Origin of the sequence: Streptomyces sp. IBSNAI002 (assembly GCF_052244475.1) — a bacterium.
Taxonomy (GTDB): domain Bacteria; phylum Actinomycetota; class Actinomycetes; order Streptomycetales; family Streptomycetaceae; genus Streptomyces.
Genome location: NZ_JBQPXG010000002.1, coordinates 2,770,560 through 2,794,664, shown reverse-complemented (window position 1 = coordinate 2,794,664; position 24,105 = coordinate 2,770,560). Strand labels below are relative to the sequence as shown.

General features: G+C 69.2%; 22 protein-coding genes and 1 pseudogene. 9 read left to right on the top strand and 14 right to left on the bottom strand.

The window, feature by feature from the left end:
* The first annotated feature begins 208 nt into the window (after positions 1-208).
* The 3 genes from ACTVZO_RS13475 to ACTVZO_RS13465 are packed head-to-tail and all read left to right on the top strand — an operon-like array spanning position 209 to position 2,629.
* A complete protein-coding gene (locus ACTVZO_RS13475) occupies positions 209-847 on the top strand; it encodes a hypothetical protein (protein WP_443298605.1) in 639 nt (212 codons plus the stop codon).
* Positions 822-2,018 (top strand): MAB_1171c family putative transporter, encoded by a 1,197-nt coding sequence (locus ACTVZO_RS13470; protein ID WP_443303160.1) that lies wholly within the window; start codon positions 822-824, stop codon positions 2,016-2,018. The genes ACTVZO_RS13475 and ACTVZO_RS13470 overlap by 26 nt, the downstream gene beginning before the upstream one ends.
* Positions 2,015-2,629 carry a phosphatase PAP2 family protein gene (locus ACTVZO_RS13465; protein WP_443298604.1) on the top strand — a complete coding sequence of 205 codons (615 nt, stop codon included), beginning with the start codon at positions 2,015-2,017 and terminating at the stop codon, positions 2,627-2,629. The genes ACTVZO_RS13470 and ACTVZO_RS13465 overlap by 4 nt, the downstream gene beginning before the upstream one ends.
* Before the next feature lie 58 nt (positions 2,630-2,687).
* Here the strand turns inward: ACTVZO_RS13465 and ACTVZO_RS13460 are convergent, their stop codons facing one another.
* Both ACTVZO_RS13460 and ACTVZO_RS13455 read right to left on the bottom strand, forming a co-directional pair.
* Positions 2,688-3,608, bottom strand: coding sequence for a hypothetical protein (locus ACTVZO_RS13460; RefSeq protein WP_443298603.1), 921 nt, complete (start codon positions 3,606-3,608; stop codon positions 2,688-2,690).
* 281 nt (positions 3,609-3,889) lie between these two features.
* The gene (locus ACTVZO_RS13455; protein ID WP_443298602.1) at positions 3,890-4,084 is read right to left on the bottom strand and encodes a DNA-binding protein; all 195 of its coding nucleotides are present in this window, start codon (positions 4,082-4,084) and stop codon (positions 3,890-3,892) included.
* A gap of 282 nt (positions 4,085-4,366) precedes the next feature.
* On the opposite strand from ACTVZO_RS13455, the gene ACTVZO_RS13450 reads away from it, so the two are divergent.
* Positions 4,367-5,890: a site-specific integrase gene (locus ACTVZO_RS13450; protein ID WP_443298601.1), complete on the top strand. Its 1,524-nt coding sequence runs from the start codon at positions 4,367-4,369 to the stop codon at positions 5,888-5,890.
* A gap of 429 nt (positions 5,891-6,319) precedes the next feature.
* On the opposite strand, the gene ACTVZO_RS13445 is transcribed toward ACTVZO_RS13450, so the two are convergent.
* The 3 genes and pseudogenes from ACTVZO_RS13445 to ACTVZO_RS13435 all read right to left on the bottom strand — a co-directional run.
* On the bottom strand, positions 6,320-7,468 hold the full coding sequence (locus tag ACTVZO_RS13445) for a site-specific integrase (RefSeq protein WP_443298600.1): 1,149 nt from the start codon (positions 7,466-7,468) through the stop codon (positions 6,320-6,322).
* Entirely contained in the window at positions 7,468-7,665 is a 198-nt protein-coding gene (locus tag ACTVZO_RS13440; RefSeq protein WP_356810335.1) for a helix-turn-helix domain-containing protein, read from the bottom strand. The genes ACTVZO_RS13445 and ACTVZO_RS13440 overlap by 1 nt, the downstream gene beginning before the upstream one ends.
* Before the next feature lie 448 nt (positions 7,666-8,113).
* Positions 8,114-9,115: pseudogene (locus ACTVZO_RS13435) on the bottom strand (ATP-binding protein); the annotation flags it as partial.
* A gap of 248 nt (positions 9,116-9,363) precedes the next feature.
* On the opposite strand from ACTVZO_RS13435, the gene ACTVZO_RS13430 reads away from it, so the two are divergent.
* Complete coding sequence (locus ACTVZO_RS13430) at positions 9,364-10,797, top strand: hypothetical protein (RefSeq protein ID WP_443298599.1); 1,434 nt, start codon at positions 9,364-9,366, stop codon at positions 10,795-10,797.
* Positions 10,798-11,052: 255 nt separating this feature from the next.
* Here the strand turns inward: ACTVZO_RS13430 and ACTVZO_RS13425 are convergent, their stop codons facing one another.
* A complete protein-coding gene (locus ACTVZO_RS13425) occupies positions 11,053-11,214 on the bottom strand; it encodes a hypothetical protein (RefSeq protein WP_443298598.1) in 162 nt (53 codons plus the stop codon).
* 524 nt (positions 11,215-11,738) lie between these two features.
* Positions 11,739-12,452, bottom strand: coding sequence for a transposase (locus tag ACTVZO_RS13420; protein WP_443298597.1), 714 nt, complete (start codon positions 12,450-12,452; stop codon positions 11,739-11,741).
* A 497-nt stretch (positions 12,453-12,949) separates the two neighbouring features.
* Here ACTVZO_RS13420 and ACTVZO_RS13415 point away from each other — a divergent pair, with 497 nt between their 5' ends.
* Complete coding sequence (locus ACTVZO_RS13415) at positions 12,950-13,582, top strand: TRADD-N-associated membrane domain-containing protein (protein WP_443298596.1); 633 nt, start codon at positions 12,950-12,952, stop codon at positions 13,580-13,582.
* A 16-nt stretch (positions 13,583-13,598) separates the two neighbouring features.
* Positions 13,599-13,826, top strand: a complete 228-nt coding sequence (locus ACTVZO_RS13410; RefSeq protein ID WP_443298595.1) for a DUF2277 domain-containing protein — start codon at positions 13,599-13,601, stop codon at positions 13,824-13,826.
* Positions 13,827-13,842: 16 nt separating this feature from the next.
* On the opposite strand, the gene ACTVZO_RS13405 is transcribed toward ACTVZO_RS13410, so the two are convergent.
* The 4 genes from ACTVZO_RS13405 to ACTVZO_RS13390 all read right to left on the bottom strand — a co-directional run bounded on the left by ACTVZO_RS13405 (position 13,843) and on the right by ACTVZO_RS13390 (position 17,772).
* Positions 13,843-14,364: a hypothetical protein gene (locus ACTVZO_RS13405; protein ID WP_443298594.1), complete on the bottom strand. Its 522-nt coding sequence runs from the start codon at positions 14,362-14,364 to the stop codon at positions 13,843-13,845.
* A gap of 168 nt (positions 14,365-14,532) precedes the next feature.
* Complete coding sequence (locus ACTVZO_RS13400) at positions 14,533-15,165, bottom strand: DedA family protein (RefSeq protein WP_443298593.1); 633 nt, start codon at positions 15,163-15,165, stop codon at positions 14,533-14,535.
* 208 nt (positions 15,166-15,373) lie between these two features.
* Positions 15,374-17,032 (bottom strand): alkaline phosphatase D family protein, encoded by a 1,659-nt coding sequence (locus ACTVZO_RS13395; RefSeq protein ID WP_443298592.1) that lies wholly within the window; start codon positions 17,030-17,032, stop codon positions 15,374-15,376.
* A 95-nt stretch (positions 17,033-17,127) separates the two neighbouring features.
* Entirely contained in the window at positions 17,128-17,772 is a 645-nt protein-coding gene (locus ACTVZO_RS13390; RefSeq protein ID WP_443303159.1) for an HNH endonuclease family protein, read from the bottom strand.
* A gap of 513 nt (positions 17,773-18,285) precedes the next feature.
* On the opposite strand from ACTVZO_RS13390, the gene ACTVZO_RS13385 reads away from it, so the two are divergent.
* Positions 18,286-18,867 carry a TMEM165/GDT1 family protein gene (locus ACTVZO_RS13385; protein ID WP_443298591.1) on the top strand — a complete coding sequence of 194 codons (582 nt, stop codon included), beginning with the start codon at positions 18,286-18,288 and terminating at the stop codon, positions 18,865-18,867.
* Between the two features lie 308 nt (positions 18,868-19,175).
* Here ACTVZO_RS13385 and ACTVZO_RS13380 read toward each other — a convergent pair whose 3' ends face one another.
* Together ACTVZO_RS13380 and ACTVZO_RS13375 are read right to left on the bottom strand one after the other, a co-directional pair.
* Positions 19,176-19,856 (bottom strand): HAD-IA family hydrolase, encoded by a 681-nt coding sequence (locus tag ACTVZO_RS13380; protein WP_443298590.1) that lies wholly within the window; start codon positions 19,854-19,856, stop codon positions 19,176-19,178.
* A 237-nt stretch (positions 19,857-20,093) separates the two neighbouring features.
* Positions 20,094-21,068 carry a peptidoglycan-binding domain-containing protein gene (locus tag ACTVZO_RS13375; protein ID WP_443298589.1) on the bottom strand — a complete coding sequence of 325 codons (975 nt, stop codon included), beginning with the start codon at positions 21,066-21,068 and terminating at the stop codon, positions 20,094-20,096.
* Between the two features lie 216 nt (positions 21,069-21,284).
* Between ACTVZO_RS13375 and ACTVZO_RS13370 the strand changes: the two genes are divergently transcribed.
* Entirely contained in the window at positions 21,285-23,357 is a 2,073-nt protein-coding gene (locus ACTVZO_RS13370; RefSeq protein ID WP_443298588.1) for a DHA2 family efflux MFS transporter permease subunit, read from the top strand.
* 186 nt (positions 23,358-23,543) lie between these two features.
* On the opposite strand, the gene ACTVZO_RS13365 is transcribed toward ACTVZO_RS13370, so the two are convergent.
* Positions 23,544-24,020, bottom strand: a complete 477-nt coding sequence (locus ACTVZO_RS13365) for a GNAT family N-acetyltransferase (RefSeq protein ID WP_443303158.1) — start codon at positions 24,018-24,020, stop codon at positions 23,544-23,546.
* Between the last annotated feature and the right edge of the window lie 85 nt (positions 24,021-24,105).

Here is a 24,105-nt window from a genome sequence, read left to right as displayed (position 1 = left end):
GTTATCGCCACCGCGTCTTACCGCTTGTTTCGCCAGGTGAAATAAGGCGAAGGGTGTCAGTGGGTGCGGTTACTCTTGGCCACGACGCCGGAACAACCAGGCGTTACCAGGGGAGCAGTGTCGGTGAGTCCGGCCAAGGGCCGGATTGCGGGGCGGGATCATGTGGTGGAGCAGGCGACGACGTCGCAGTGATCCACTCGCCGAACTCGTGGCGAAACTCCAGATGCCGCGACCGTTCGAGCTCCACAGCTTTCTCGAGGCCGTATCGGCAGAGCGCGGCCGCCCGCTGATCATCGCCGAACTCAAGGAAATCAACCCGTTGATTCCCTGCGGCATGTGGATGAGCACGAGTGAGGCCGACCACATTCTCTACAAGCCGGCCGCCAGTCCGATCCTGCGCACACAGATCGTCCTGCACGAACTGGCTCACATGCTGCTGAACCACCGAGGCCCCGAGTTCGACGTCCACGCATCGATCACACCGAGCGACGAGGACGTACGACTGACCACCGAAGCGATGACGTCCCTCCTCGCGGACGAGGCTCACGCCTTCGGGGCACCGGCCCCCGCTCTGCCCGCAGCAGCGGTACTGCGGGCGGAAGCTGCCCGGATCCGAGCCGCAGTCACCGAGACCACCGTCGAGGACGAGGCGTCGGGATTCGACGCGGACGCCATGTTCGCGCTGCTCGGCCGGACCAAATACTCCGCGCCTCAAGAAGCCGATGCCGAAGGCCTGGCCACCCTCATTCATGAGAGAGCCAGCCGAACTGAGGCGCGTTCCAGGACCAGCGACGGATCAGATGTCCTGGAACGCCTCAACGATGCATTCGGTCACCCCACCCAGTAAGAAAGTACGACCCATCAAAACCGCAGTAGTCATCGCCCTTTGGGTAGTGGCCCTTTGGCGCCTGCCCGCAGCCATCCGAATTCCAAGGCAGCGTCCCCTGTGGACCGCATTCGCCTGCGTAGCGGTGGCCTCCACGATCGCCCGGCCGGCCGTGAAGAGCATCGTGATCTTGCCTACCGGCATTAACAATCTCGCCACCGTGCTACAGCACATCCTTGGGATGGGCGGCAGTACCGCAGTGCTCTTCTTCGTCATCGCCATGGCCAAGCCGGACGCCCTTCGGTGGGGCCGGCCGCTGCTCTACTCCTGCGCCGCCGTCGGCTCGGCCCTGCTGGTGGTGTTCTTCGCGCTCACCCCCCGCCCGGTGGAGACCCACAACTTCTTCGAGGCGAACCTCGGGCAGCCGATGGGCACCGCCTACTGCCTGACGTTCCTCGGGTACCTCACCGTTGCGATGACCATCGCGTCGTGGCTGTTCCTCTCCTACGGGCGGCGCGCCGCCGGAACCTCGCTCAGGGCGGGCCTGCGGCTGCTGGGAGTCGGAGCCGCCTTCGGAGCGATCTACACCAGCTGGCGGATCGGCCACATGACGACCCGGCTGGCTGGGGTTCCCTTCGTCGCGGATGACGACACCGCCCAGTCCGTGGCCGACCTGGTCGAGTACACGAGCATCGCGTTGATCATCCTCGGCAATTCCGTTCCCGCGGTGGGCGTGCTGTGGCGCACGATCACCTACCGGCGAGCCCTGACTGAGGTACGTCCCCTGTGGGCGCAGCTGATCGAGGCGGCCCCCGGCGTCGTGCTGGACGAGCCCGTCGGTCGAAGCCCACGCCTTCAGCTGCACCGGCGACTCATCGAAATCTGGGACGTCGTCCTCATCCTGCGGGCGCATGCATCCGCAGAGCTGCTCGCTGCCGCCCACCGCGAAGCCCAGACCGCCGGACTCAGCCCGGACGTCACCGCCCGCCTCGCCGAAGCCATGTGGATACGCGTGGCCTGGCTGGCTGCCGTCCAGGGCGCGGAGCCTCGCGCGGACGCGTCGCAAGAGGCCGCCGACGAGCAGGACACCGAATTCGACGCGGAGGTACGCAAGGCGCTCGGGCTGGCCCGAGCCTTCCGCGACCCGCGCACCACGGCGTTCGTACGCCAGCACCAGGAGCAGCCCGCATGACTACCACCTCCGCCCCACCCGCTCCCGCACCGACCGAGACGAAGACCCCGCTGACCGCGCTCGGTACCGACGTCCTCGAACCCCGTACGTGGATCATCGCCGTCACCGTCTTGATGGGCTGGCACGCTGATTACCTTGCCGGCGTCGGCTGGGGCCTCATGGCCGCCGGATTCTGCGGCGTTATCCCCATCCTGTGGATCAAGTGGGGGCAGCGTCGCGGCTACTGGGGAGACCGGCACGTCCGCCGCCGTCAGGACCGGCTGATCGTCATACCCGGCATCCTCGTCTCTGTGGCCGCGTGCATCACGCTCATGGTCACCCTGGGTGCGCCTCGCGAGATGACCGCGCTCATCGTTGCGATGCTCGCCACACTGTTCGCGATCCTCGCCATCACCACGGCCTGGAAGATCAGCGTGCACACCGCCGTCTCTGCCGGCGCGCTGGTCATGCTCGCGCTCGCCTACGGCCCCTGGGTGCTCGCGGCCGCGCCGCTGGTGGCCCTCGTCGGCTGGTCCCGCGTCGTCCTGCGCGACCACACCCCCGCCCAGGTCCTGGCGGGGGCTGCGCTCGGCGCCGTGCTCGCCGGGGCGGTCTTCACCTGGCTGCGCTGAGCAGTACGACGAGGCGGGCCCGACCGATGGTCGGGGCCCGCCTCGTCGTACTTCCAGCTCAGCTGACCGACGTACGCCAGTCGATGCGGATCCGGCTGCGCGGGTCAACCGCTCCGCCGCCAGCCGCGAGGACGTGCACCTTCGCCACCGACAGCATGACCAGGCCCCGCTGGCTCGCCCGCGGTGCGGTGTTCCACCAGCCGACCACGTCGCGAGGGTCGGACAGCGGGACACCCGTGATCTGCTCCAGGAACCGCAGGCGGGCCCGAGAAGCGGCCAGGTCGTCCTTGGTCGCCTTCTCCGCAGCCTTGTACGCGTCCGGCACCATCTGGTCGCGGAAAGCCTTCAGGGAGGCGAACCGGCTGTCGGCGTCCTTGATGTGGGCAGCCAGCCTCTCGGCCTCTTCGAGGGCGTCTTGCTGGAGGCGAAGCAGCTTCTCGTGCTGGCCCGGACGGAGCAGATCGGCAAGGACCTCCGCGGCCACAACCGGCTCAAGTCGATCAGCATCCATGCGGATCTTGCCGCAGTCCTGGCACCGGTAGTTCGGTCCCGCCTCGGCGTGGACCCGGCCGCCGGTCAGGTCGAAGCCGCACTCGTCGCAGTCGGCGATGCCCTTGGTCAGCAGGTAGTCGTAGGACTCGCGTCGCTGTACCGGTTCGCCCCGGATAGCGGCACGCGCTTCCAGCAGGCCCCGCTGCTCATCGGGCGTGAGCACGGTGTCTCCGAAGCCCTCGATGGGATTGCCCTCACTGTCGAGGCCAGCCATCCGAGGGTTGGAAAGCGTCTTCATCAGGGTGTCACCCCGCCACAGCCCGCCCAGGGGAGTGCGCCCACCCGTCTGGTTCACCCACTCGGCCACCGTGTTCTGCGACTCCGGCGGATCGACGATGGACAGCCGTGATGCTGCGCGCCGCAGGAACGCCGCTTCTGCGTGGACGAGTCCGCCCCCGCCGTTGGCGTATCCGCACAGCCTCGCCATATCCCGCTGATCTCCGATCGGTCCCGCCCTGATCGACTGTCGATGAGGTGCTGATCTCTATCTAATAGGCCAACGCCTGTGAGGCATAACTCGCAGCTCGCCTGCAACTGCCTGCCTGCGGCATATCGGCAGGTGAGCGCACCGAAGGGTTGTAGTGAAGTGATGAAGGTCACAAAGGCGCCCCGGCTGGAACCGCTCGCTCTGGGCTGCCATCCCGGGTGAAATGCCTGATGGCTCGACCGTCGCCAGGTCGAGCCATCAAATATAGGTCAGCGCGCATTTCACGCTCGCACGCCCAGTACCTCCCACAGCGACGCCGTCGCGACCCGCGTCGTCGCACCCAGCGGAATCACCCGGGCAGGAAACGCCCCGCCCTTGATCAACGCGTGCGCCTTGTCCTGTCCGATCCCAAGCGCCCGCGCGGCCGTCGCCACGCTCACCGCCGGCGGCAGCTCAAGGAGATCCGTCATGGTCATCCCGGAGCCCCGCGCCCCACGCGCAGAACCCTCCGCGCTCACAACCGCAGATGAGGACATAGGTGGTCACATCCCTCTTCCCCGCGCCACCTGACCAGAAGCCTACGGTGTCCAACGAGGCGTCCCGCTCGCTACAGAAGGATGAGGACACGTAAGGACAGCCCAGGCCAGACGGGGGGACACCACGTGTTCAAGGGGAGCATCTACAAAAGGTGCGGCTGCACCACGCCCAAACTGGATGAGGCCGGCGCGCCCATCCTGAACGCCAGGGGCAACCCCGTCATGCGGGAACTCAAGGACGACTGCCCGCGGCTCAAGAAGCGGGAGAAGGGCCACGGCTCTTGGTACTACTACGTCCACCTCCCTGACGACGCCAAGGGCGACCGGCGCCGCCCCCGCAAAGGCGGCCACCTCACCAAAGAGGAGGCCGAGAAGGCCGCCCAGAAACTGTGGGATGAGGCATCCGACGGCGTTGACGTCGAGAACAAGGTCACCGTCGCTGACTTCCTCCGTACCTGGATCGCCAACCGCGCGGACCTCAAGGACACCATGAAGGAGGAGTACGCCGACGACCTTGAGAGGATCTTCATCCCGGCGCTGGGACACCGCCTTCTCCGCGAGCTCCGCACCGCGCACGTGCAGGCGGTCTTCGCGGACATCTGGGCGCAGAACGAGATAAAGGCCGCCAACCAGGTTGCCGCCGACCAGGCACGTGCCGTTTGCACCGCCGCCCACTCGGCCTGGAAGGACGCGCCACGCCCACGCCCGCATGAGCTCCGCGCAGCGTGGAGCGCCGCGCGGGCCAAGCTCAAGGACGCCCTGGCCGAGCCCCGCCGTAACACCGGCCCCGGCCGCCAGCTCAAGCTGCTCAACACCTTGTCCGGCGCGATGAAGCACGCGGTCAACACCAAGGTCCTAAGCGAGAACCCTTGCGAGCACGTCAACCTGCCCAAGTACGAGGCCCCCGAGCCGCTGGTCTGGACGGACGCACGAGTGGCGCGCTGGCGCGCCACTGGCGAGGTCCCCGGCTCGGTCATGGTGTGGACCCCGGAACAGACCGGCGAGTTCCTTGACCGCAGCACCGACCACCGTCTCTACCCCGCCTGGCACATGCAGGTGTTCCGGGCGCCGCGGCGAGGCGAATCGGCTGGACTGCGCTGGACCGAGCTCGACCTCGAGCAGGCCACCGCGACCATCTCGCACACCCTCGTCACCAACCGCAAGCATGAGGTCCGAGCGGAGACCCCGAAGAGCCGGGCGAGCAACCGGACCTTGACCCTCGACGGCAGCACCCTGGCTCTCCACGTCGCCCTGCGTGACACCCAGCAGATGGAGAAGGCCCAGTGGCAGGCCAAACACCGTGAGGACCCGAAGAAGTACGACCCGTACATGGACACCGGGTACGTCTACGTTCAGATCGACGGCCGCCCTTGGCACCCCGACTCCATGAGCCAGGCGTTCAGCCGCCACATCAAGCGCCTGGGCCTGCCGCCGATCCGCCTGCACGACCTGCGCCACTGTGCCGCTTCCCTCAGCCTCGCCGCCGGCCTGTCCATGAAGGCCATCCAGGCACTCCTGGGGCACGCCTCCTACTCCCTCACCGCCAACACGTACACCAGCCTGATGCCCCAGTTCGCCCAGGCCGAGGCAGACGCGACGGTCGCCGTCGTACCCCGGAAGAACGCCCCGCCCTCGGCCCCCGACCCGGAGGGCGGAGACCACCTGACCGAGCCGTCCGAAGGACTGGCTGCACCGCAGCTCACCCTGGTCCCCAGTCCATCGGATGCCGCCCCAGCGGCAGCCTGATCTTCCCCCGCGCAGGCCCCGCACCGTCCGTGCGGGGCCTGCGGTCTTCCTGCCTGGGGCACCTGGATACGCCCTGGGGACAGGGTGGGGACAGGGCCCTTCCTGGGGACACCACGGGGACAGACGGGCGGGGACGGATAAGGGCAGACGAGGTCACATGAGGTGGGACTCGGACCGTCCGTCAGGGCCTCGACTGGCGGCAGTACGACACCCTGACCTGCGAAGACGCCTCATCCGGCAGTCGGAACCCATGTCCCGCAAGGGCTGAGTGCCGTTTCGCCCACTTCCGGACGTAAAGGCGCGACTCGGCTGTCCGAGGCTCTTACAAAGCAGATGTCGGCGGTTCGAAACCGTCCGCGCCCACCAGTGCAAAGGCCCCCAACCGATCTTGGTTGGGGGCCTTTGACGGCTATAAGTGACGGCAGTCCCTCACTCGCTCGGCCGCCGACGGCGCAGCATACGGTCCATGTGCCCCATCGCCTCGCGCCGGCCGCCGTCGGCCACGTGGGTGTAGATGTTCATCGTGACGGCGATCTGCGAGTGCCCCAGGATCTCCATCACCACCCGAGGCGGCACCCCGGCTGCGAACAGCAGCGTGGCGCACCCGTGGCGTGCGTCGTGCAGCCGGATCCGCGGCAGGCCGGCGTCCTGGCCGATCCGCTCGAAAGACCGGCTGATGTTGCGCGGCTCGATCGGCCGACCGGTGCGGGTGGTGAACACGTAGTCGCTCTCCTCCCACTGCTTGTCTTTGGCTGTGGCCTGCAACGCGACCTGCCGCATGCGCTGCCAGCGCAGGGGCGCGACGCACATCCGGGGGAGGGGGATCACCCGGCTCCGCCGGTTCTTGGTGGAGTCCGCGTACAGCTCCTTCTGCACGCGCTGGATCTGGTTCCGCACGGTCAGCGTCCGGCGCTCGAGGTCGATGTCGGACCAGCGCAGCCCGAGGATCTCGCCCCGGCGCAGGCCCAGGGCCACCGCCAGCACGAAGGCCGCGTACAGCGGGTCGCGGCGACTGGCCTCCAGGAACGTGAGCGTCTCGTCGAGGTCCCACGGCTTCAACTCGCGCTGCACCACACGCGGCGCCGGCACGAGCATCACGATGTTGCGGCTGATCAGCTCCTCGCGGTTCGCCGCGGTGAGCGCGCTGCGCAGCACGCGGTGCGATTCCTTCGCAGTTGCGGCGGAGGCCTGGGCGGTGACGGCAGTCAACAGGCGCCGCACGTCCGGTACGCCGAGGGTCTCCAGGCGCTTGGAGCCCAGGTGCGGGATGAGGTACAGCCGGACGTGCGTCTCGTATTTGGCGTACGTCGTCTTCTTGCGGTCGTGCTTGACGAACGTCTCCAGCCAGTACGGCAACCACTCGGAGAGCTTGGCCGAGCGGGTGGGCGTCGGGATGCCCTGGCGGTCGCGCAGCACGAGTTCCTGCCGCTTCGCGTCGCACTCCGCCCACGTCTTGCCGTACACGGTTTTCCGGGCGCGGGTGCCGTCGGGCTGGGGGACGTAGACGCGCGCCTCGTAACGCCCGTCGCTGCGCTGCCAGATGCTGCCGGCGCCGTTCGGGTTCCTCTTGCGTGCCATCAGGCGGCTTCCTCCAACTTGGCTTCCAGGTAGGCGCGAACGCTGTCTGCGGGGATCCGGCGCGAGCGGCCCTCGGTGAAGCTCCGCAGGGCGCGGGAGCGGATCAGGTTGTAGACGGTGAAGCGGCTGAGCCGTAGGGCGGCCATGACCTCGGGGACGGTCAGGGCCTGGTGCGTGGTGGGCAGGGGGGAACTCACAGCGGCCTCCGCAGCGGTGGTCAGGGCGTGTGTGTCCGAGGTTGGGATTTCTGCGTCATCGCGTCATCTGCGTCATTCAGGGCCCTGACCTGCGGGTTTTGGTGACGCAGGGGGTTGGGGGCTGTGTCACCGGTGACACAGCCGTCCGTCATGGGGTGACGCAGATGACGAACGGTGACGCAGAAAATGGGGCTCTGCGTCACCGTTGTTGTTGCAGGTCAGGGCCGGTTCTCGGGGCCGTCGTGACGCAGGTGACGCAGCGTCTTCCTACTTAGGAAAAAAGAAAGGGCTTGTCTCTGTTGTTGGGTGCGCCTTCGGGCGAAATGCGGAGCCGCAGAGCGGCACGCCCTTCGGGCGGCGGCGCGGCCGCCGAAGAACAAGAAGAGCACCGGGCCGCGAGGGCGGGGGTGCTCCTCTTGCTTGTGCGACCGGACCGTTGGCGCGGCATTTAGAAGAGGTCCTGCTGCGCGTCCTGCGGGGGCTGAGGCCTGGCCATGGCGATGTAGCGGGCGGCCTTGGTGCGGCCCCAGTCGACGAGGACGCCGCGGGCGGCGAGGACGGGTTGGAGGCGTTTGAGGCGGTCGGAGAGGACTTTGCCGGTGGTGGGCCAGCCCTTGGGCTGGGGCCGGAAGTCGTCTCCGGTGTAGAGCTGGGTGAGGGCGTGCAGCCACTCGGCGGACGTCATCCGGGTCTCGGTGCCGGGTTCGATGTCGGCGGCGTGCTTGAGGACGGTCTGGGCGAGGAGGTCGCCTTCGATGACGTCGTCGTTGAGGTCGTCAAGGCTGGTCCGGTAGGCGTCCAGCGCACCGAAGCTGCGGGCGGCGTCGAGCTGCGCGCACAGGTGGGCGAAGTCGGCCATGCGCAGGTCGGTCGGGATGTCGGCCTGGGCGGCGCGGACGCTGACGGCGAGGTCGAGGACGGAGCCGAGGATCACGGGGAGGTCCCGTGCGAAGTCCTTCCACAGCTCCTCCTCGGTGCGCCGGATGCGGGGGCGTTCCAGGCGGAGGGGGAGGAGGCGTTCGGCGAGGTCGGGGCGGATGACGCCGACGTCGATGCCGGTGAGGAGCAGGGGGCGGCGGTAGCGGGAGCGGACGACGTCGCCGTCGGTGAACAGGGCCCGTTTGATGTTCTCGGCGCCGGTGACGATGCAGCACATGAGGTCGGAGAGGTCCGGGCCGAGGTGGGAGAGGTTGTCCAGGCCGGTGATCCACCCGGCGGCAACGGCGGTGATCAGGTTCTCTTCGTCCTTGGGCGGGCGGCGCAGGTCACCGCTCATGCCCTCGATGATGCGGGCGAGCATCTTGCCGGCCGTGGACTTGCCCGCGCCCTGGAGGCCGGTGAGGAACGGGGCCGGGACGGGGACGTCGGGGCCGAGGCAGCCGACGAGCCAGGCCAGGGCCAAGCCCTCGCTCTGGGCGCTGGCGAAGTTGACCAGGCGCATCAGCAGGTCCCTGCTCCAGGGGAGCAGCGGCCCCTGGTACAGCATGTCGGCCGTCGGGCCCTTCAGGGTCAGTTGGTACGGCCCGCCACCTGCGCGACCTCACCAGAACGGCATACGAGTTCAACCTGAGCGACAGGTTTGCTCGATCCTTTGCCCATTGGGTCATAGACCTCAAATAGCAAATCCAGTATTACTCATGTAGCAAAATGAGTGGAGCTTTCCGCGCATTTCTGATCAATCGATTCGAGGAATTTTAAATGCAACAGCCCAGCGAGATGCCGCTACATCTGAGTTACGAAAACGCCGAATGGCGATCGGTGTATGTGGCGGGGGTGGAGGAATTGGGCGACATCAATCTGCTTTTCGGTGCCGAGAATACCAAATCGCGACACTTTATTGCGTACTGCAAGAGTCTCGGAGTGAAGAGGATCCCACCATCCTCTGCCGAATCTTCCAAAATTCTGTCAGCTATGCAGCAGTACCTAGCTGGCCAGGGTAGCGGACTAGGTGAAGTATTCCTTCACTACGGGAATCTTGTGCGTGCCGAAAAGGAGCGTTTCTGGGAATATTCCCCGGATCTTTTTAAGAAGACGCGACGCGACCACGAAGAAGCGCTGGCCGAGGAGTTGAAGAAGAAGAGTGTTGCTGATGAAAAACTCAAACGCAAGGGGCTAGAGGGCAGAGTGGAGGAGCTCGGGAGGGTGATTACCGCAATGAGTCAATCCAGCTCCGAGTATGTGATAGCGAACGAGAACAGATGGCTTCAATCGATCCAGAAGTACAAGGAGGGGGCCAAACAGCTCGACCCTGCAGCGGCCAAGCGCCTACAAGTAGGAAGTGTGCTCGAGAAGATAGCGCGGAAGACTGCAAGGGTGAAGGTGGTTAAGGAAGCAACTGCAGCTACGCGCACGCGTAAGGAGAAGGAGGCCGAAAATCGGCTCGCGCGTAAGCGGAAGGATGCCGAAGATCGACTTTCCGAAATTACGGAAAAGTCAACTGAGGTTCCACACGGTCAATTGCTCGAGAATGCCCTGAAAGATTACATTGCAGAGGTCAGAAAACTCGGCGCCAAGAATTCGCCGAATATGACAGTCATCGGCAAGGTCAGGATGAGATCCTACGCACTGAAGCGCCTGGCCGAGGCGTTGGAAGCAAGGTCACAGTTTTCGAAGAATTCGGCCAAGAAGCCGACGGCCACCCTACTCGATATCCTGACTCTGCTCCAAGGGCGCTACACTGAGGCGGTTTCAGCGGTGCAAAAGGATCCGGAATTGCACCAAAAGCATGCGACCTCGATCAGGCTAACCCAGCAACGTATGAGCACCACGATCTCTGCTTGGCAACGCAGTCTTGCTGATAATGGTGGCGGTGTTCGGCGAGGGCTTGAACGGGGGCCGAATCAGATTGCGTGGTCTCCCAATCTGGGCACTCGATTCCCATATTCAAATGTTGAACAAATCCTGGCGCAAGTTTCCGGCGAGCTGTCTACATGGGCAATCGGAGAAGTTAAAGCGTACTACGCGTACTGCCACCTCAGTGTGCACAAAGCGGACGCAGAGCAATCTCATCTCACGTGGATGGAAATCCTGACCCCGGAGCAAATCCTCGCCAGTATGGAAATGGACATGGGAATACCGCACGATCAAGCCGTTCTGGCCTTTAAATCCGCACTGACCTCGATCCCTCGGTGATGACGTCGCGTTCATGAGGTGGTCGGTTCAACCCGGTTTGTTCTCGTGGTGAGGTCCCTGCCTCGATCATTCACGTGCGCGCGCCAGCGTGAGTTGTTCGGCTGGGGTGTCCGGTTCCTGGTGATTCGCTCTATGGGTTGATCGTGGTGGGTCAGGCTGGTGGGCCGTGTGTCGTCACCGGGTGTCGTCGGCGTCCACTCGCCGGGGGTGCTGCGGGTCTTCTCCTTCCGGCGCGTGGGGGCGGTGACCTGCCGGTCAGCCGGGGTCGGGCAGGGCTTGGATGCGGTCCCAGGCAGCGACGACGGGCCTGGCGGCGGGCCAGGTGGGGTCGAGCTTGAGCTCACGACGGCGGGCGTGGTCGACCAGTCTGGCGGGGGCGTCGAAACAGGTCGGTGCGGACGGTGGCGGGCTCGGCACGGGCCAGGCGGCCGTCGAGTGCGAGGAGCTGCAGGTCAGGCGAGCAGGTCCAGGGCCAGGGCGAGCAGGGTGCACCAGGCCTGGTTGAGGGCGAACTTGAACGACGGTAGCCACAGCAGGGTCAGGGCCTTCGACCTGCGGATCGTGGACTCAACGTGCGCGTGGGTCCGGTGCCGGGCATCGAGCCACTGCAGCTGCCGACCGACGGTGTTCGTGGCGATCGCCGTGTACCGGAAACCGGTCGCGATCTCGTAGGGTTTGAGATCCTTGGTGTATTTGGGGTGGACGGGCTCGCGTCGGACGATGATCCGCAGGCCAGGCGGCTATTCACCAAGGTTGAGCAGGTCGGTGATCTCCACCAGGGCGGCATCCTGGCGAGGATCTCCTTTAGCATCGAGCGCGGGTGTCCAGGGCTTCTCGGGGGCCTTGGCCAGGCCGGCCCAGAAGTCCGCCTCGCGCCTCCAGCCAACCGAGTACTCCCAGGTGTGGGCCTTGTTGCCGCCGCCCGAGGTGATCCATGCCAGTCATTCCTTGGTGGCACCGGCCCCGTCGGCACGGAAGAGGATCTTCCTGCGGCGGCGGGTGGGGAGCTGCCGGACCGCCTCGGTGGCCACGTCGATGTGGTCGCTCGCGGTGTTTGCTCCCGCCGAGCCCGGACGAAGCCGGCACACCAGGTGCTCGTCGGTGTTGTCCAAGAAGACCAGCAGCGGGTGTAGGCCGAAGCCCTTGCGGTGAGGCTCGGCGCCCTCCTTCTCAGAGTGGGCGGGCACGAAGGAGGCGTCCACGTCCAGCACCGTCCAGCCGGTCAACGCGCGGCCGTCCACGCCTATCCACGGGAAACCGCCGGGTCGCAGGTCCAACAGGTCGTGCACTCGAGCGCGGACCTTCGCCCGCGCCGAGACTATCCTGGCGAGCTGGACCGGGCCGACCCCCTCCAGCGTCCGGTACAACGTCGAAGCCGATGCCGGCCAGCCCAGCACCAGCGCTGCCTGCCGCATCACCGCGGTGCCCGCGATCGAATGCGCCCCCAGCAGCACCGCCCACGCCGCGCTCACCAGCAGCCCACCCCGGTCGTGGACCGGGTGGAAGTCCCGCCGCACCAGCGCGCCGCTGAGCGCGTCAGTCAGTCCGACCTTGTCCGCCAGCCGCCGCACCGGCACGATCCCGGCCTTGCCCACCAGCTTCCGCCCGCCCGCCGACAGCGACAGGCCCTCCGCCCACTCCGTAAGCTTCGACACCGGAAGGGTGCCTCCTCCCCGCCATGATCCAGTCCTCGAGAAACTGAATCATCACAGGTCACGGCACCCTTCCTCCCCTGTTCTCACACTCCGTCACCAACACCGGCGACCACGGTGAATTCATGAGGCCTGACGGCAACGACCGACGGCAACGACGGCGCACGCCGACTGCCTGCGGCTGATCCTGTGGAGGAGGGTGGTGCGCGGGCAGGCTGACTGCTGAAGGTCACCGCGGCGCTTGGGGGAGCTTACAAAGCAGATGTCGGCGGTTCGAAACCGTCCGCGCCCACCACGACAGAGGCCCCCAACCGATCACGGTTGGGGGCTTCGGCGTCCCCGGAGGGGATGGGGTTCCGGCGGGCGATTCTGGTGAAACCCGGCGGAGCCGTGCGGGCGGTCCACGCGCGCCGGCCATGGGCGCATGAACTACCGCCGCGCCGACGGCGGGCAGTTGCGGTGGGGTTACCAGGACGGGCGGGGCGTGGGAACCTCGGGGGATGGGCGAGTGGCTCGCGTGGGGTGGGGTGGTCGCGGCGGTCGTCGCGGCGTTGGCGGTGCTGGAGCGGGCGGTCGGTGCGGGCTTCGAGCGGAAGCGGGCCGAGGAGAGGGCCCGGCTGCTCGCGCACGTCGCCGAACCGGCCGTCGTCACGACGGGGAACCCGAAGTTCGATGATGTCGGGGGTCTCCAGCACCCTCCGGCGGGGGAACTCGGCGACCGGCGCGACGAGTTCACGCCGATCCTCGTGGAGTACTACGCCTACGGGCTGACACAGGCCCGCAGCAGCTTCGCCACCAGCCAGCGGTTCGCCGGGGTCGGGGCGGCGATCCTGCTCGCCGGGGTCGCCCTCGCCGTCTGGAAGGCGGAAACCGGCGGGGAGCTGTACCTCGGGGTCGTGACCAGCTCGTTCGGACTGGTCACCACCCTCATCGGGCAGCTCTTCCACCGGCGGGCCGACATCGCGCTCAAGCACATGGCCGACCAGACCACCTCGCTGCGCGACGACCGGCGGGCCGCCGAGACCACTCAGCAGGCCATCGGACTGCTGGACGAGGTCGCGGACCCGGAGCTCCGGAGCCGGCTGCAAGCCGGATTGATCATGAAATTGTCCGGGGCCGAGCTGCCCCGCTAGCGGGATAGTTAGGGGTATGTGCCGTTCCATTAAGACCCTGCGCCCGCCCGCCATCCCCGAGAAGGCAACCGAGGAGGAGATCCGCGCAGCCGCGCTGCAGTACGTACGCAAGGTGTCCGGCTTCCGGGCGCCCGCAGCGCACAACCGCGAGGTGTTCGACGCGGCCGTGGACGCCATCGCCGAGGCCACCGCCGAGCTCCTCGACGGGATGCACGTACGGGGCCAGGCCGCCGCCCCCGCGTGAGCGGGGCGGTACGTCGTCAGGCGGCCGCTCGGCGCCGCATCACCCACACGCCGGCGCCGAGCGCGCCCGCGACGAGGGTGCCGCCCATGGCGATCTGCCCCGGGCTCATCGAGTCGATGCTGCCGCCCGTACCGCCGTTCGCCGCGCCCGGGGTGACGTTCAGGGACACGGTGACGCGTTCCCCGCCCGGTGCGCACTCGAAGGTGACGTTGTGGGTGCCCTGGCGGGCGTTGCGGTTGACGGTGGCGCTGCCGAAGAGGTTGGTGGCCTCCAGGTTCCCGGGGGTCAGGCGTGCCTCTCCGAACGCGCTGGAAGTGGCCCGGCCGACCTTGGTGCCGCAGCCCTCGAGATTGAGGGACACCCGGCCGCCCGGGGCGACGGTGTTGGGGGAGACGGTGGCGGTGGGAGCGGCGTACGCCAGCGTGACGGGAGTGGCTGCGGCGACGGCCAGGGTCACGGCGGCGACGGCCAACACGCGGCGACGGGCCCTGGCGGGCAGGGCGGCGGTATGGGGTGTGGCGGGCAGTTTGGCGGGCATGGAGAGAACTCCTCGGCTCCTCGAAACGGCGCGGCCACGGCACGGATGTGACGCGGGTTCGGTTGTGCACCGTGCTGTGGACGCTAGGAGCCGAGCCCGGGGGCGGCGATCGGGGCCGGGTGAACGGGTGAGCCACTGCTCCGCCCGGGGGAGGGCGGGGGCGGATCCCTACGCCGCGGGCGCCACCGCCGGCGCGGCCGGGCGGCGGACGAGGAAGGCCGCCAGGGCGCCCGCGGCGAAGAGCGCGACGACGGAGACCGCGGTCCCGAGCCACTGCGTGCCGAGCCACTGGGTGCCGAAATAGCCCAGGGCCACGCTATAGCCCGCCCAGGCCATGCCCGCCAGCATCGACCAGGGCAGGAACTCCTTCACCTTGCGGTGCGTCTTGCCCGCGCCCAGCGACACCACCGAACGCCCGGCCGGCGCGAAGCGGGCGATGACCACCAGGGCGCCGCCGCCCCGGGCCAGAGCCGTACCGAGCCGCTCATGGGCGCGGGTCAGCCGGCGGGAACGGGCGATGGCCCGGTCCAGCCGGGCACCACCGCGCCGGCCCAGCCGGTACGCGGCCATGTCACCCAGTACCGAGGCAGTCGTGGCGATCACGAGCAGGGCCAGGATGTCCGGCACCTGCGCGGGCACGGCCACCGGCCCCGCCGCCCCGGCAGCCGCGGCCGCCGCCGCAGCGGTGATCACCAGCACCCCGCTCGGCAGCACCGGAAGGAACACGTCGAGCACGACGGACACCGCCACCACGGCGTAGATCCATGGGCTCGCGGTCAGCGACCCCAGAGTCTCAAACAAAGCGGGACTCCCCAGTCCGGTTGACGTGCAGCGGCATGAAGCGCCGCGACGTCGCGGGGGAGCGGCAGGAGCGGCTTGACAGCCATACAGCGTACGCCCGGCGTTCGCACACCGGATGCCCGGGGCGCCCCCGCCCCCCCGGCGCGTCAGACCCCGATGCCACACCGAATCCCGCACCCGGCGCAACACCCGAGGCCAGGCCCGCACCCTACTCCGCCCCGGCGAGCTCCCGGTCCAGGACTGTCACCAGCCGGGCACCGTCCCGCCCCCTGCCGCCCTTCTGCGCCTGGTCCAGCCGCAGCCGGGCCGTCCGGCCCGCCAGCGCCAGCGTCATCAGCTGGTTCCCGAACCACGGCCCGCCCGTACGCCGCCAGCTGAGCGGCGGCCGACCCGTCCGCCCGTGCCGCGAGAAGCCCCGCCCCAGCCACCGGCCCAGCCGAGACCAGCCCAGCCGGAAACCCAGCTTCACCGCCGTGTGGATGGAGTTGTGCACCGGCGAGCACGTCAGCTGGAAGACCCGCGCCGTACTGGGTATGTGCGGCTCGGCCACATACGCGTGGTGAACGTCCCCCGACAGCACGCACACCGTCGCCGGCGCCCGCGGACCCGTCCCCACCTCCTCGATCAGATCGCTCAGCGCCGCGAACGAAGCCGGGAACGCCGCCCAGTGCTCCAGATCGCTGCGCCGCCGCAGGTTCTCACCGATCCGCGCCCACCGGGGCCCCCGCTCCCCACGGCACAGCGCGGCGTTCCACGTCTCCGCGTCATGGATCAGCGGCGGCATCAGCCACGGCAGCGAGGACCCGATCAGCAGGTGGTCGTAGGCTCCGTGCCCCGCGAGCGCGTTCTCCCGCAGCCACGCCTGCTCCGACGGGTCGAGCATCGCCCTGCCGTCCTCGGCCAGCACCCGGGCGGCCCGCGTGTCCACCATCAGCAGCCGCGTCCGGCCGAAGTCACGCCGGTAGCTCCAGCGCACCGCCGCCGGATCGGCGTCGGCCGCGGACGCGAAGGAGCGCAGCAGGTCGGTGCCGTCGGGGGCCTGCCGTATCGCCCCGTACAGCCCGTCGGCCTCCAGCTCGGCCGGCGAGAGGTTGCCCAGGTGCTGGTGCACCCAGTACGACATCAGCCCGCTGACGACCCGCTCCTGCCACCACGGCGTCGCCCGCATCTCGGCCAGCCACGCCGCGCTCGTGTTCCAGTCGTCGATGACGTCGTGGTCGTCGAATATGTGCAGGCTCGGCACCGTCGACAGCAGCCAGCGGATCTCCGGGTCGAGCCAGGACTCGTAGTAGAGCCGGGTGTACTCCTCGTAGTCCGCGACCTGGGCGCCCGGCGCGTCCCGCAGGTCCCGCCGGGCCGCCAGCCACTGCCGGGTCTCCAGCGACAGCGCGTCCGCGTACACCTGGTCCCCGAGCAGCAACAGGACGTCCGGCCGCACCGCCTCCGGGTCGGCGGCCAGCCGCGCCGCGAGGGTGTCGAGCGCGTCCGCCCCGTGCGGCCCGTGCCGGCCGGCGGGCGGCGCGGCCTGCCGGCAGGAGCCGAAGGTGATGCGCAGCCCCGGATCACGGCCCGCCACGGCCGGGCTGGTGATCGTGCTCGGCGGGAAGCCGCTGTCCGCCAGCGGCCACACGCGGACCCCGTCGAGCAGCACCTCATAGGCCGTCGCCGTCCCGGGGGTCAGCCCGGTCACCGGCACCAGCGCGTAGTGGTGCCCGGCGATCTGGAAGGTGCGCACACTGCCGCCGGCCCCGTCGGCGCACCGCACCTCGGCCGTGCACGGGCGGTCCGCCTCGACCCATATGGTGGCGGACCCGCCCGTGTCCCAGTCGACGTGGCGCAGCAGCGGCCCCAGACGCAGTCCGGCCATGTAACTCCCCCTCCTCAGTAGCCCCTTTGATCACGGTACGACGCGGAGGGGGAGCCCCGCCTCCCCCTGGCGGGGGAAATGACCGGCAGCCCGGGTCAGCAGCCGCCGAGCACGCTCACGAGGGTGTTCTTCTCGGCGGAGTCCATGCTCAGACCCCAGTACTGCTTCACGTGGACCCACATCCGCGCGTACGTACAGCGGTAGGCGGCGCGCGAGGGCATCCACTCGGCGGGGTCGAGGTCGCCCTTGGCCTGGTTCACGTTGTCGGTGACCGCGATGAGCTGCGGGCGGGTGAGGTCGTTGGCGAACTGCTGGCGCTTGGCGGTGGTCCAGGAGTTGGCGCCGGAGCGCCAGGCCTCGGAGAGGGCCACGACGTGGTCGATGTCGAGGTCGGAGGCGGCGGTCCAGGTGGCGCCGTCGTACTCGGAGTACCAGCTTCCGCTCACGGCGGCGCAGGAGGAGTCCTGGACGACGTTCACGCCGTCCCGCTTCAGGACGGTCTCGCGGGTGTTGCAGCTGCCGGAGACGGTGCTCCAGTGCGGGAAGAGGTCGCGGCTGTATCCGCTGCCGGATCCTTCCGCCCGCGGGGTGACCGTGGCGAGGTAGGAGCGGGCGGCCGAGGCGCTGATGGGGGCGGGCGGGGCGGCCTGGGCCGCGGGGGCGTTGACGAGGGAGGTGAGGGAAGCGAGGGCGACGGCTGATGCGAACACGCCAATTCGACGCGCGTAGACGGTGGGTATGAGTGCCATGAGGGGCTCCCTGGGTGCGGGGGGTGTGGCCGTGCGGCCCCGGCGGGGCGCGGCCATGGTTGCGGCGCCAGGTTTCGCGGGGATGGGCGCCGGGTGACAGCCTGGCGACATGAGCACGTCAGATCAAGCCAGGCAACGCCGTTCATTCAAGCGGAAGTTGAGATTCCGGCGGCGTGGGGTGCCGCCGCCTGCGTAGAGCGGGACCAAGGGCCTATTCCGGACACCCCCCGGCGTCGCGTACCCTTGTCGGAGCAGAAGGGGAGTAGCTCTTCGCCGGACCGTCGACATACTGCTGGGTCACCCCAGCCGGCGCCCGGAGGCAGGCCGCACACGGCGGCCGGCCAGCGAGACCTTCGGCCGCAGTGTCCTGTTCCTGCGTGCGCGCGCAGCCATGCGCGCATACGCCAGCCAGGGCGCCGCCGAGCCGAAGCGACCCCTGAAGCAAGCACTCCAGGTCTCTCGGTACAGACGGCGCCCTGCCCTACCGATTGAGGTTCCACCCCCGTGTTCAGCTTCAGCGTCACGGCGATCGCCTTCGGCGTCGTCTTCCTCGCCGAACTCCCCGACAAGACGGCCCTCGCCGGCCTGATGCTCGGCACCCGCTACCGCGCCTCGTACGTCTTCGCGGGCGTCGCGGCAGCCTTCGCCGTACACGTCGCGCTCGCCATCGCCGCGGGAAGCGTGCTCACCCTGCTCCCGCACCGGCTCGTACAGGCCGTCGTCGGCGTCCTCTTCCTCGCGGGCGCCGCCATGCTGCTGTGGAAGAAGGACGAAGGCGAGGAGGAGGTCAAGCCGCCCGCCGACCAGTCCTTCTGGAAGGTCTCCGGGGCCGGCTTCATGCTCATCCTGGTCGCCGAGTTCGGCGACCTGACCCAGATCATGACCGCCAACCTGGCCGCCCGGTACGACAATCCGGTCTCGGTCGGCCTCGGCGCCGTACTCGCCCTGTGGGCGGTCGCGGGCATCGGCATCCTGGGCGGCCGCACCCTGATGAAGTACGTGCCGCTGCGCCTGATCACCAAGATCGCGGCCGCGGTGATGGCGGCGCTGGCGGTGTTCTCCCTGTACGAGGCCATCGCGGGCTGAGGCTGCGGGAGTCGAGGGAGCGGTCGTCGAGGGAGTGGTCGTCGAGGGTGCGCGAGCCGTGGGTGCGGGAGCCCAGGGTGCGGGGCGGGGCCGGGGGGACCCGAGGGCCCCGGGTCCGGGGCCCTCGGTCCCGCCCGGGGCCTTCGGGTCCTACGGCCGCCGCAAGGGCAGGTCGCGGGCGGCCGCCAGGTTCGGCCCGGTGGTCACATCGCGGGCGGCGCCGCGGTGTTCGGGGTCCCCGAGGGTGCGTGCCGCACGCTCACCGGCCACCCGCAGTCCCCCGCGCGCACTGCGGGGCGCCGTGGTCGTCAGGCCGTCGCGTGGACCGTGATCTCGATCGATCCGTCCCGGGCCGTGGCCACGCGGAGGGACGGGAGGTCCGGGGCGTGCGTCGTCGGGTTGTGGGCGGCCGCGCGGGGGCCGATGCCGATCACGCGCATGCCCGCGGCCTGACCGGCGGCGATGCCTGCGGCCGAGTCCTCGAACACGATGCAGTCGGCCGGGTCCATGCCCAGCGCGGCGGCGCCCGCGAGGAAGCCCTCGGGGTGGGGCTTGCTGGCCCGGACTGATTCGGCGGTGACGCGCACGGCGGGCATCGGCAGGGCCGCGGCGGTCATCCTGGCCGTGGCCAGGGCCGCGTCGGCGGAGGTGACCAGCGCGTGCGGCAGTTCCGCGATCGACTCCATGAACTCCGGAGCGCCCGGAACGGGGACCACGCCGTCCGTGTCGGCGGTCTCGCGGGCCAGCATCACGGCGTTCTCCGCGTGGTTGACCTCCATGGGGCGGTCCGGCAGCAGGACCGCCATGGTCGCGTAGCCCTGGCGGCCGTGGACCACCTTGAGGGCCTCTTCCGGATCCAGTCCGTTCGATACCGCCCACTCGCGCCAGCAGCGTTCGACCACCGCATCGGAATTGACGATGGTGCCGTCCATGTCCAGCAGCAGGGCCTTGGCGGTGAGGACGACGGGTGCGGTGGTGCTGGCCGGCATCGGAGGGCTCCAGACGGGGCGGGAAAAAGAGAACAAGTGGTTCCGTCCACCGGTCAGGGAGAGAGGACGGAACCACTTTGTTCCTCCACGATACAAAACGGTGGCGGTCCGCGCCACCGCCGGAGGTGTGACCCCTGTCCCTTCTCTCCCCGCTCGCCCGTTGCCTCCCCCTCCGTGGCTTCTCCTCAGGAGCGGGCCCGCCGCCGGCGGTCTTCGGCGCGGGGGAGTCGTCAGCCCTCAGCCCTCCAAGGCCTTGCGGGTGATCGGGCCGTAGACGCCCCACTCCTCGTCGTCGATGTCGTTCTGGTACTGGAAGGTCGACACGGCGTTCTCCACCCGCCAGTCGAACCTTCCGTTGATCTTGGACGTGTACAGGCCCCTGGCCGCCAGCAGCCGCTGGAGCTTCTCCACCTCCGCGCCCGAGTCCCCGTACCGCAGGGTCGGTGCCGCTGCCGGCGGCGAGGGGGTGGGGGTGCGGCTCGTGCTCGGTGACGCGCTCGGGGAAGGGGGCGCCGAGGAGCGGGACGCGCTCGGGGAGGGCGAAGAGGACTTCGACGTGCTCGGCGACGGGGACGGCGAGGCCGAGGCCGAAGGAGAGGGGCTGGCCGAACTGGAAGGGGCCGGGCTCTGGGACGGGCTGGGCGGGGCCACGCTCGACACGGGCGCCGAGGCCTTCGCGTCCATGAGGGCGGTGTCCGTGCCCTGGGAGTCCGGGAGCACCCACAGGGCCATGGCCGTCCCGCCGAGGGCCACCACTGCGGCGGCGGCGATCAGGAGCGGGAGCAGGCGGCGGGCAGCGGGTCGGCTCCGCGTCTCGGGGCCCCCTCCCCCTCCCCTCCCCCCGAACCCGAACCCGAACCCGGACTCGGTCCCAGACCCGGACCCGACTGCGTTCGGGTGCGTCCCGGTCCCGGCCGGGACGGCACGGAGCTGCACCGTTTCGGCCGGGTCCGGTCTCCCCGCCGGGTGCGACGGCTCGGCCGGGTGCGCCGAGCGTGCCGGGGCGTGCGGGTGCCCCGGAGCGTGACGGTCGTCCAGGCCGGGCTCGTCGGCGGGCCAGGGCTGGTGGGGCGGGGGCGCGGGTATTCCGTACGCCGGGGTATCGGCCTGCCGTGCCGGCGTCACGACGCGCGGTATCGGAGGCGGAGGCGGCAGGTCGTCCTCGTCCGGTTCGCCCGGGTCGGGCAGCGAGACGTACGGGCGGATGCGCAAGGGGTCGAAACCCGCACCCGGCACGCACCGGCAGCGGGCCCCGCGGGCGCCGCAATCTGGACAGTGCTCACCGTTCACTGGAATCCCTCCCTGGCCACTGCCAGGCATTATGCAGACCCGCCGGGCCGCCCCCAACCCTCCGCCCACCCTGCCGAGAGGCCATAACCGGACACACCGCGCAGGATGGAGATGTTGATCCGGCCTGAGGAGGAATCGATGGCCCAGGATGTGACCACGGATGCCGTGGACCCCGGTCACGGCCCGCAGAACTCCGGACCCGCCGCCGAACGTGCCTCCCGCGAGGTTCTCGTCTCCATCAGCGCCCTGCTCCTGGGCCTGCTCATCGCCTCCCTCGACCAGACCATCGTCTCCACCGCCCTGCCGACCATCGTCAGCGAACTCGGCGGCATGGCGCACCTGTCCTGGGTCGTCACCGCCTACATGCTCGCCTCCACCGCCGCCACCCCCCTGTGGGGCAAGCTCGGCGACCAGTACGGACGCAAGAAGCTGTTCCAGTACGCCATCGTCCTCTTCCTCATCGGGTCCGCCCTGTGCGGGATCGCCCAGGACATGGCGCAGCTCATCGGCTTCCGCGCCCTCCAGGGCCTGGGTGGCGGCGGGCTGATCGTGCTGTCCATGGCGATCGTCGGCGATATCGTCCCGCCCCGCGAACGAGGCAAGTACCAGGGCCTGTTCGGTGGTGTCTTCGGTGCGACGAGCGTCCTGGGACCGCTGCTGGGCGGCCTGTTCGTCGACCACCTGTCCTGGCGCTGGGTCTTCTACATCAACATCCCCATCGGTCTGGTCGCGCTCGCCGTGATCGCGAGCGCGCTGCGCATCCCGGTGCCCTCCTCGAAGCACATCATCGACTACCTCGGCACCTTCCTCATCGCGTCCGTCGCCACCTGTCTCGTCCTGGTCGCCTCCCTCGGCGGCACCACCTGGGCCTGGGGTTCGGCCCAGATCATCGGGCTCGCCATCCTCGGCGCGGTGCTGCTGGCCGTGTTCCTGTTCGTGGAGCGCAAGGCCGCGGAACCGGTCCTGCCGCTGAAACTGTTCTGCATCCGCACCTTCACCCTCTGCTCGGTGATCAGCTTCGTCGTGGGCTTCGCCATGTTCGGGGCGATGGTCTACCTGCCGACCTTCCTCCAGGTCGTCCAGGGCGTCTCGCCGACGCTGTCCGGAATCCACATGCTGCCGATGGTGCTCGGCATGCTGATCGCCTCCACCGTCTCCGGCCAGATCGTCAGCCGCACCGGGCGGTGGAAGGTCTTCCCCATCGCCGGGACCGCCGTCACCGCCGTCGGCTTGCTGCTCCTGCACCAACTGCACCGCACCAGCTCCACCTGGGAGATGAACGTCTACTTCTTCGTCTTCGGCGCGGGGCTCGGCCTGGTCATGCAGGTGCTCGTGCTGGTGGTGCAGAACTCCGTCAGCTACGCGGACCTCGGAGTCGCGACCTCCGGGGCGACCTTCTTCCGTTCCATCGGTGCCTCCTTCGGCGTCGCGATCTTCGGCACGATCTTCACGAACCGTCTCGAAGGGAAGCTGGCCACGGCCCTCACGGGCGTGCGGCTGCCACCCGGTGCGAGCGCCGCGCAGCTGGAGGCCGACCCGCGGGCCATCGGCACACTCCCCGCCGAGGTGCGGCCCCGTGTCCTCGACGCCTACGCCACCGCCATCACCGACGTCTTCCTCTACGCCGTGCCCGTCGTCCTCGTCGCGTTCGTGGTCGCCTGGTTCCTCAAGGAGGACAAGCTGCGCGGTTCGGTCACCGCGCCCGATGTGACAGAGACCCTCGCCTCAAACCCCGTTGAGCGGTCCTCCCGTGATGAGGTCGCCCGTGCGCTGTCGGTGCTGGGCACCAGGGAGGGCCGCCGGCACGTCTACGAGAAGATCACCGCGAAAGCCGGGTACGACCTGCTGCCTGCCGCGAGCTGGCTGCTGCTGCGGATCAACAAGTACGGCTCGGCGGAGCCCGCGGTGCTGGCCGAGCGCACGATCGTGCCGTTGAAGGCCATCACGGACGCCGCCCGGCAGGTCGAGGAGCGTCACCTCGCCGTACGGGACGGGCTCGCGCTGATCCTCACCGACCAGGGGCGCGAGGCGGCGGCCAGGCTCTCCGCCGCGCGGGAGGAGTCCCTCGCCGAACTGCTGGGCGACTGGTGGGGCCCGGACCGCCCGACCGACCTGGTCAAGCTGGTCCAGGAGATCAACGCGGAGCTCTGCGGGTCCGATGCCGAGGAGCCCTACGACGCCTTGCCCCGCCGCGACCACGCCGCGCACTAGGGGGTGTCTGACGGGTGTCCGTGGGGAAGGAGTGGCGTCCGGTGCGTGCTCTCGGTGTGGCGGCCGGAAGCCTGCGTGCTGGGCGTACTCGGGCTTTCGGCCGGTGCGGCGAGAGTGCGTGCCGGGCGTCGCGACGCCGCGGGCATCCGTCAGACACCCCCTAGCCCCGTCCGACGGCGCGCAGGGTCAGACCAGGCGCTTCTCGAACCAGTGCTCCGCATACGGGCCCGAGTTGTACGCGGGTATTTCCGCGTAGCCATGACGCGCGTACAACGCCCGGGCTTCGACGAGGTCCGACCTGGTGTCCAGCCGGATCCGCTCGGCGCCCAGCGCGCGGGCCTCGGCTTCGAGGACTTCGAGCAGGGCCGCGCCGCCGCCCGTGCCGCGGGCGCGTTGGTCGACGTACACCCGGGTGAGCTCGGCGGTGGCGGGGTCGAGGAGGCGTATTCCGCCGCATGCCAGGGGCTCGCCGTCCAGCCGGCCGACGACGAACTGGCCGGTGGGCGGCAGGAGGCCGTCGTCGGGGAAGTCCAGGAGTCCCTGGTCGATCTCGGCCTCGGTGACGGAGCGTTTCCAGTAACGGCCCGCGACCTCGGCGTAGTACGCGCGGCGCAGGACCGTGGCGTCAGGAGTGGTGAACGGCTCGGGTGCCACAGTCCACATGGGCGTGGACGTCGGCGTCGAGGTCGGCGTGTGGGTGCCGGTGCGGTGTTCGCTGTGAGTGGTCATGGCGTCATTGTGGAGTTCG

Bases quoted from the DNA above. Each gene is read 5' to 3' on its own strand.
- ACTVZO_RS13470 (WP_443303160.1), top strand. From the start codon at position 822: ATGCATTCGGTCACCCCACCCAGTAAGAAAGTACGACCCATCAAAACC.
- ACTVZO_RS13465 (WP_443298604.1), top strand. From the start codon at position 2,015: ATGACTACCACCTCCGCCCCACCCGCTCCCGCACCGACCGAGACGAAG.
- ACTVZO_RS13460 (WP_443298603.1), bottom strand. From the start codon at position 3,608: ATGGCGAGGCTGTGCGGATACGCCAACGGCGGGGGCGGACTCGTCCAC.
- ACTVZO_RS13455 (WP_443298602.1), bottom strand. From the start codon at position 4,084: ATGACCATGACGGATCTCCTTGAGCTGCCGCCGGCGGTGAGCGTGGCG.
- ACTVZO_RS13450 (WP_443298601.1), top strand. From the start codon at position 4,367: ATGCGGGAACTCAAGGACGACTGCCCGCGGCTCAAGAAGCGGGAGAAG.
- ACTVZO_RS13445 (WP_443298600.1), bottom strand. From the start codon at position 7,468: ATGGCACGCAAGAGGAACCCGAACGGCGCCGGCAGCATCTGGCAGCGC.
- ACTVZO_RS13430 (WP_443298599.1), top strand. From the start codon at position 9,364: ATGCAACAGCCCAGCGAGATGCCGCTACATCTGAGTTACGAAAACGCC.
- ACTVZO_RS13415 (WP_443298596.1), top strand. From the start codon at position 12,950: ATGGGCGAGTGGCTCGCGTGGGGTGGGGTGGTCGCGGCGGTCGTCGCG.
- ACTVZO_RS13410 (WP_443298595.1), top strand. From the start codon at position 13,599: ATGTGCCGTTCCATTAAGACCCTGCGCCCGCCCGCCATCCCCGAGAAG.
- ACTVZO_RS13405 (WP_443298594.1), bottom strand. From the start codon at position 14,364: ATGCCCGCCAAACTGCCCGCCACACCCCATACCGCCGCCCTGCCCGCC.
- ACTVZO_RS13395 (WP_443298592.1), bottom strand. From the start codon at position 17,032: ATGGCCGGACTGCGTCTGGGGCCGCTGCTGCGCCACGTCGACTGGGAC.
- ACTVZO_RS13380 (WP_443298590.1), bottom strand. From the start codon at position 19,856: ATGCCGGCCAGCACCACCGCACCCGTCGTCCTCACCGCCAAGGCCCTG.
- ACTVZO_RS13370 (WP_443298588.1), top strand. From the start codon at position 21,285: ATGGCCCAGGATGTGACCACGGATGCCGTGGACCCCGGTCACGGCCCG.
- ACTVZO_RS13365 (WP_443303158.1), bottom strand. From the start codon at position 24,020: ATGTGGACTGTGGCACCCGAGCCGTTCACCACTCCTGACGCCACGGTC.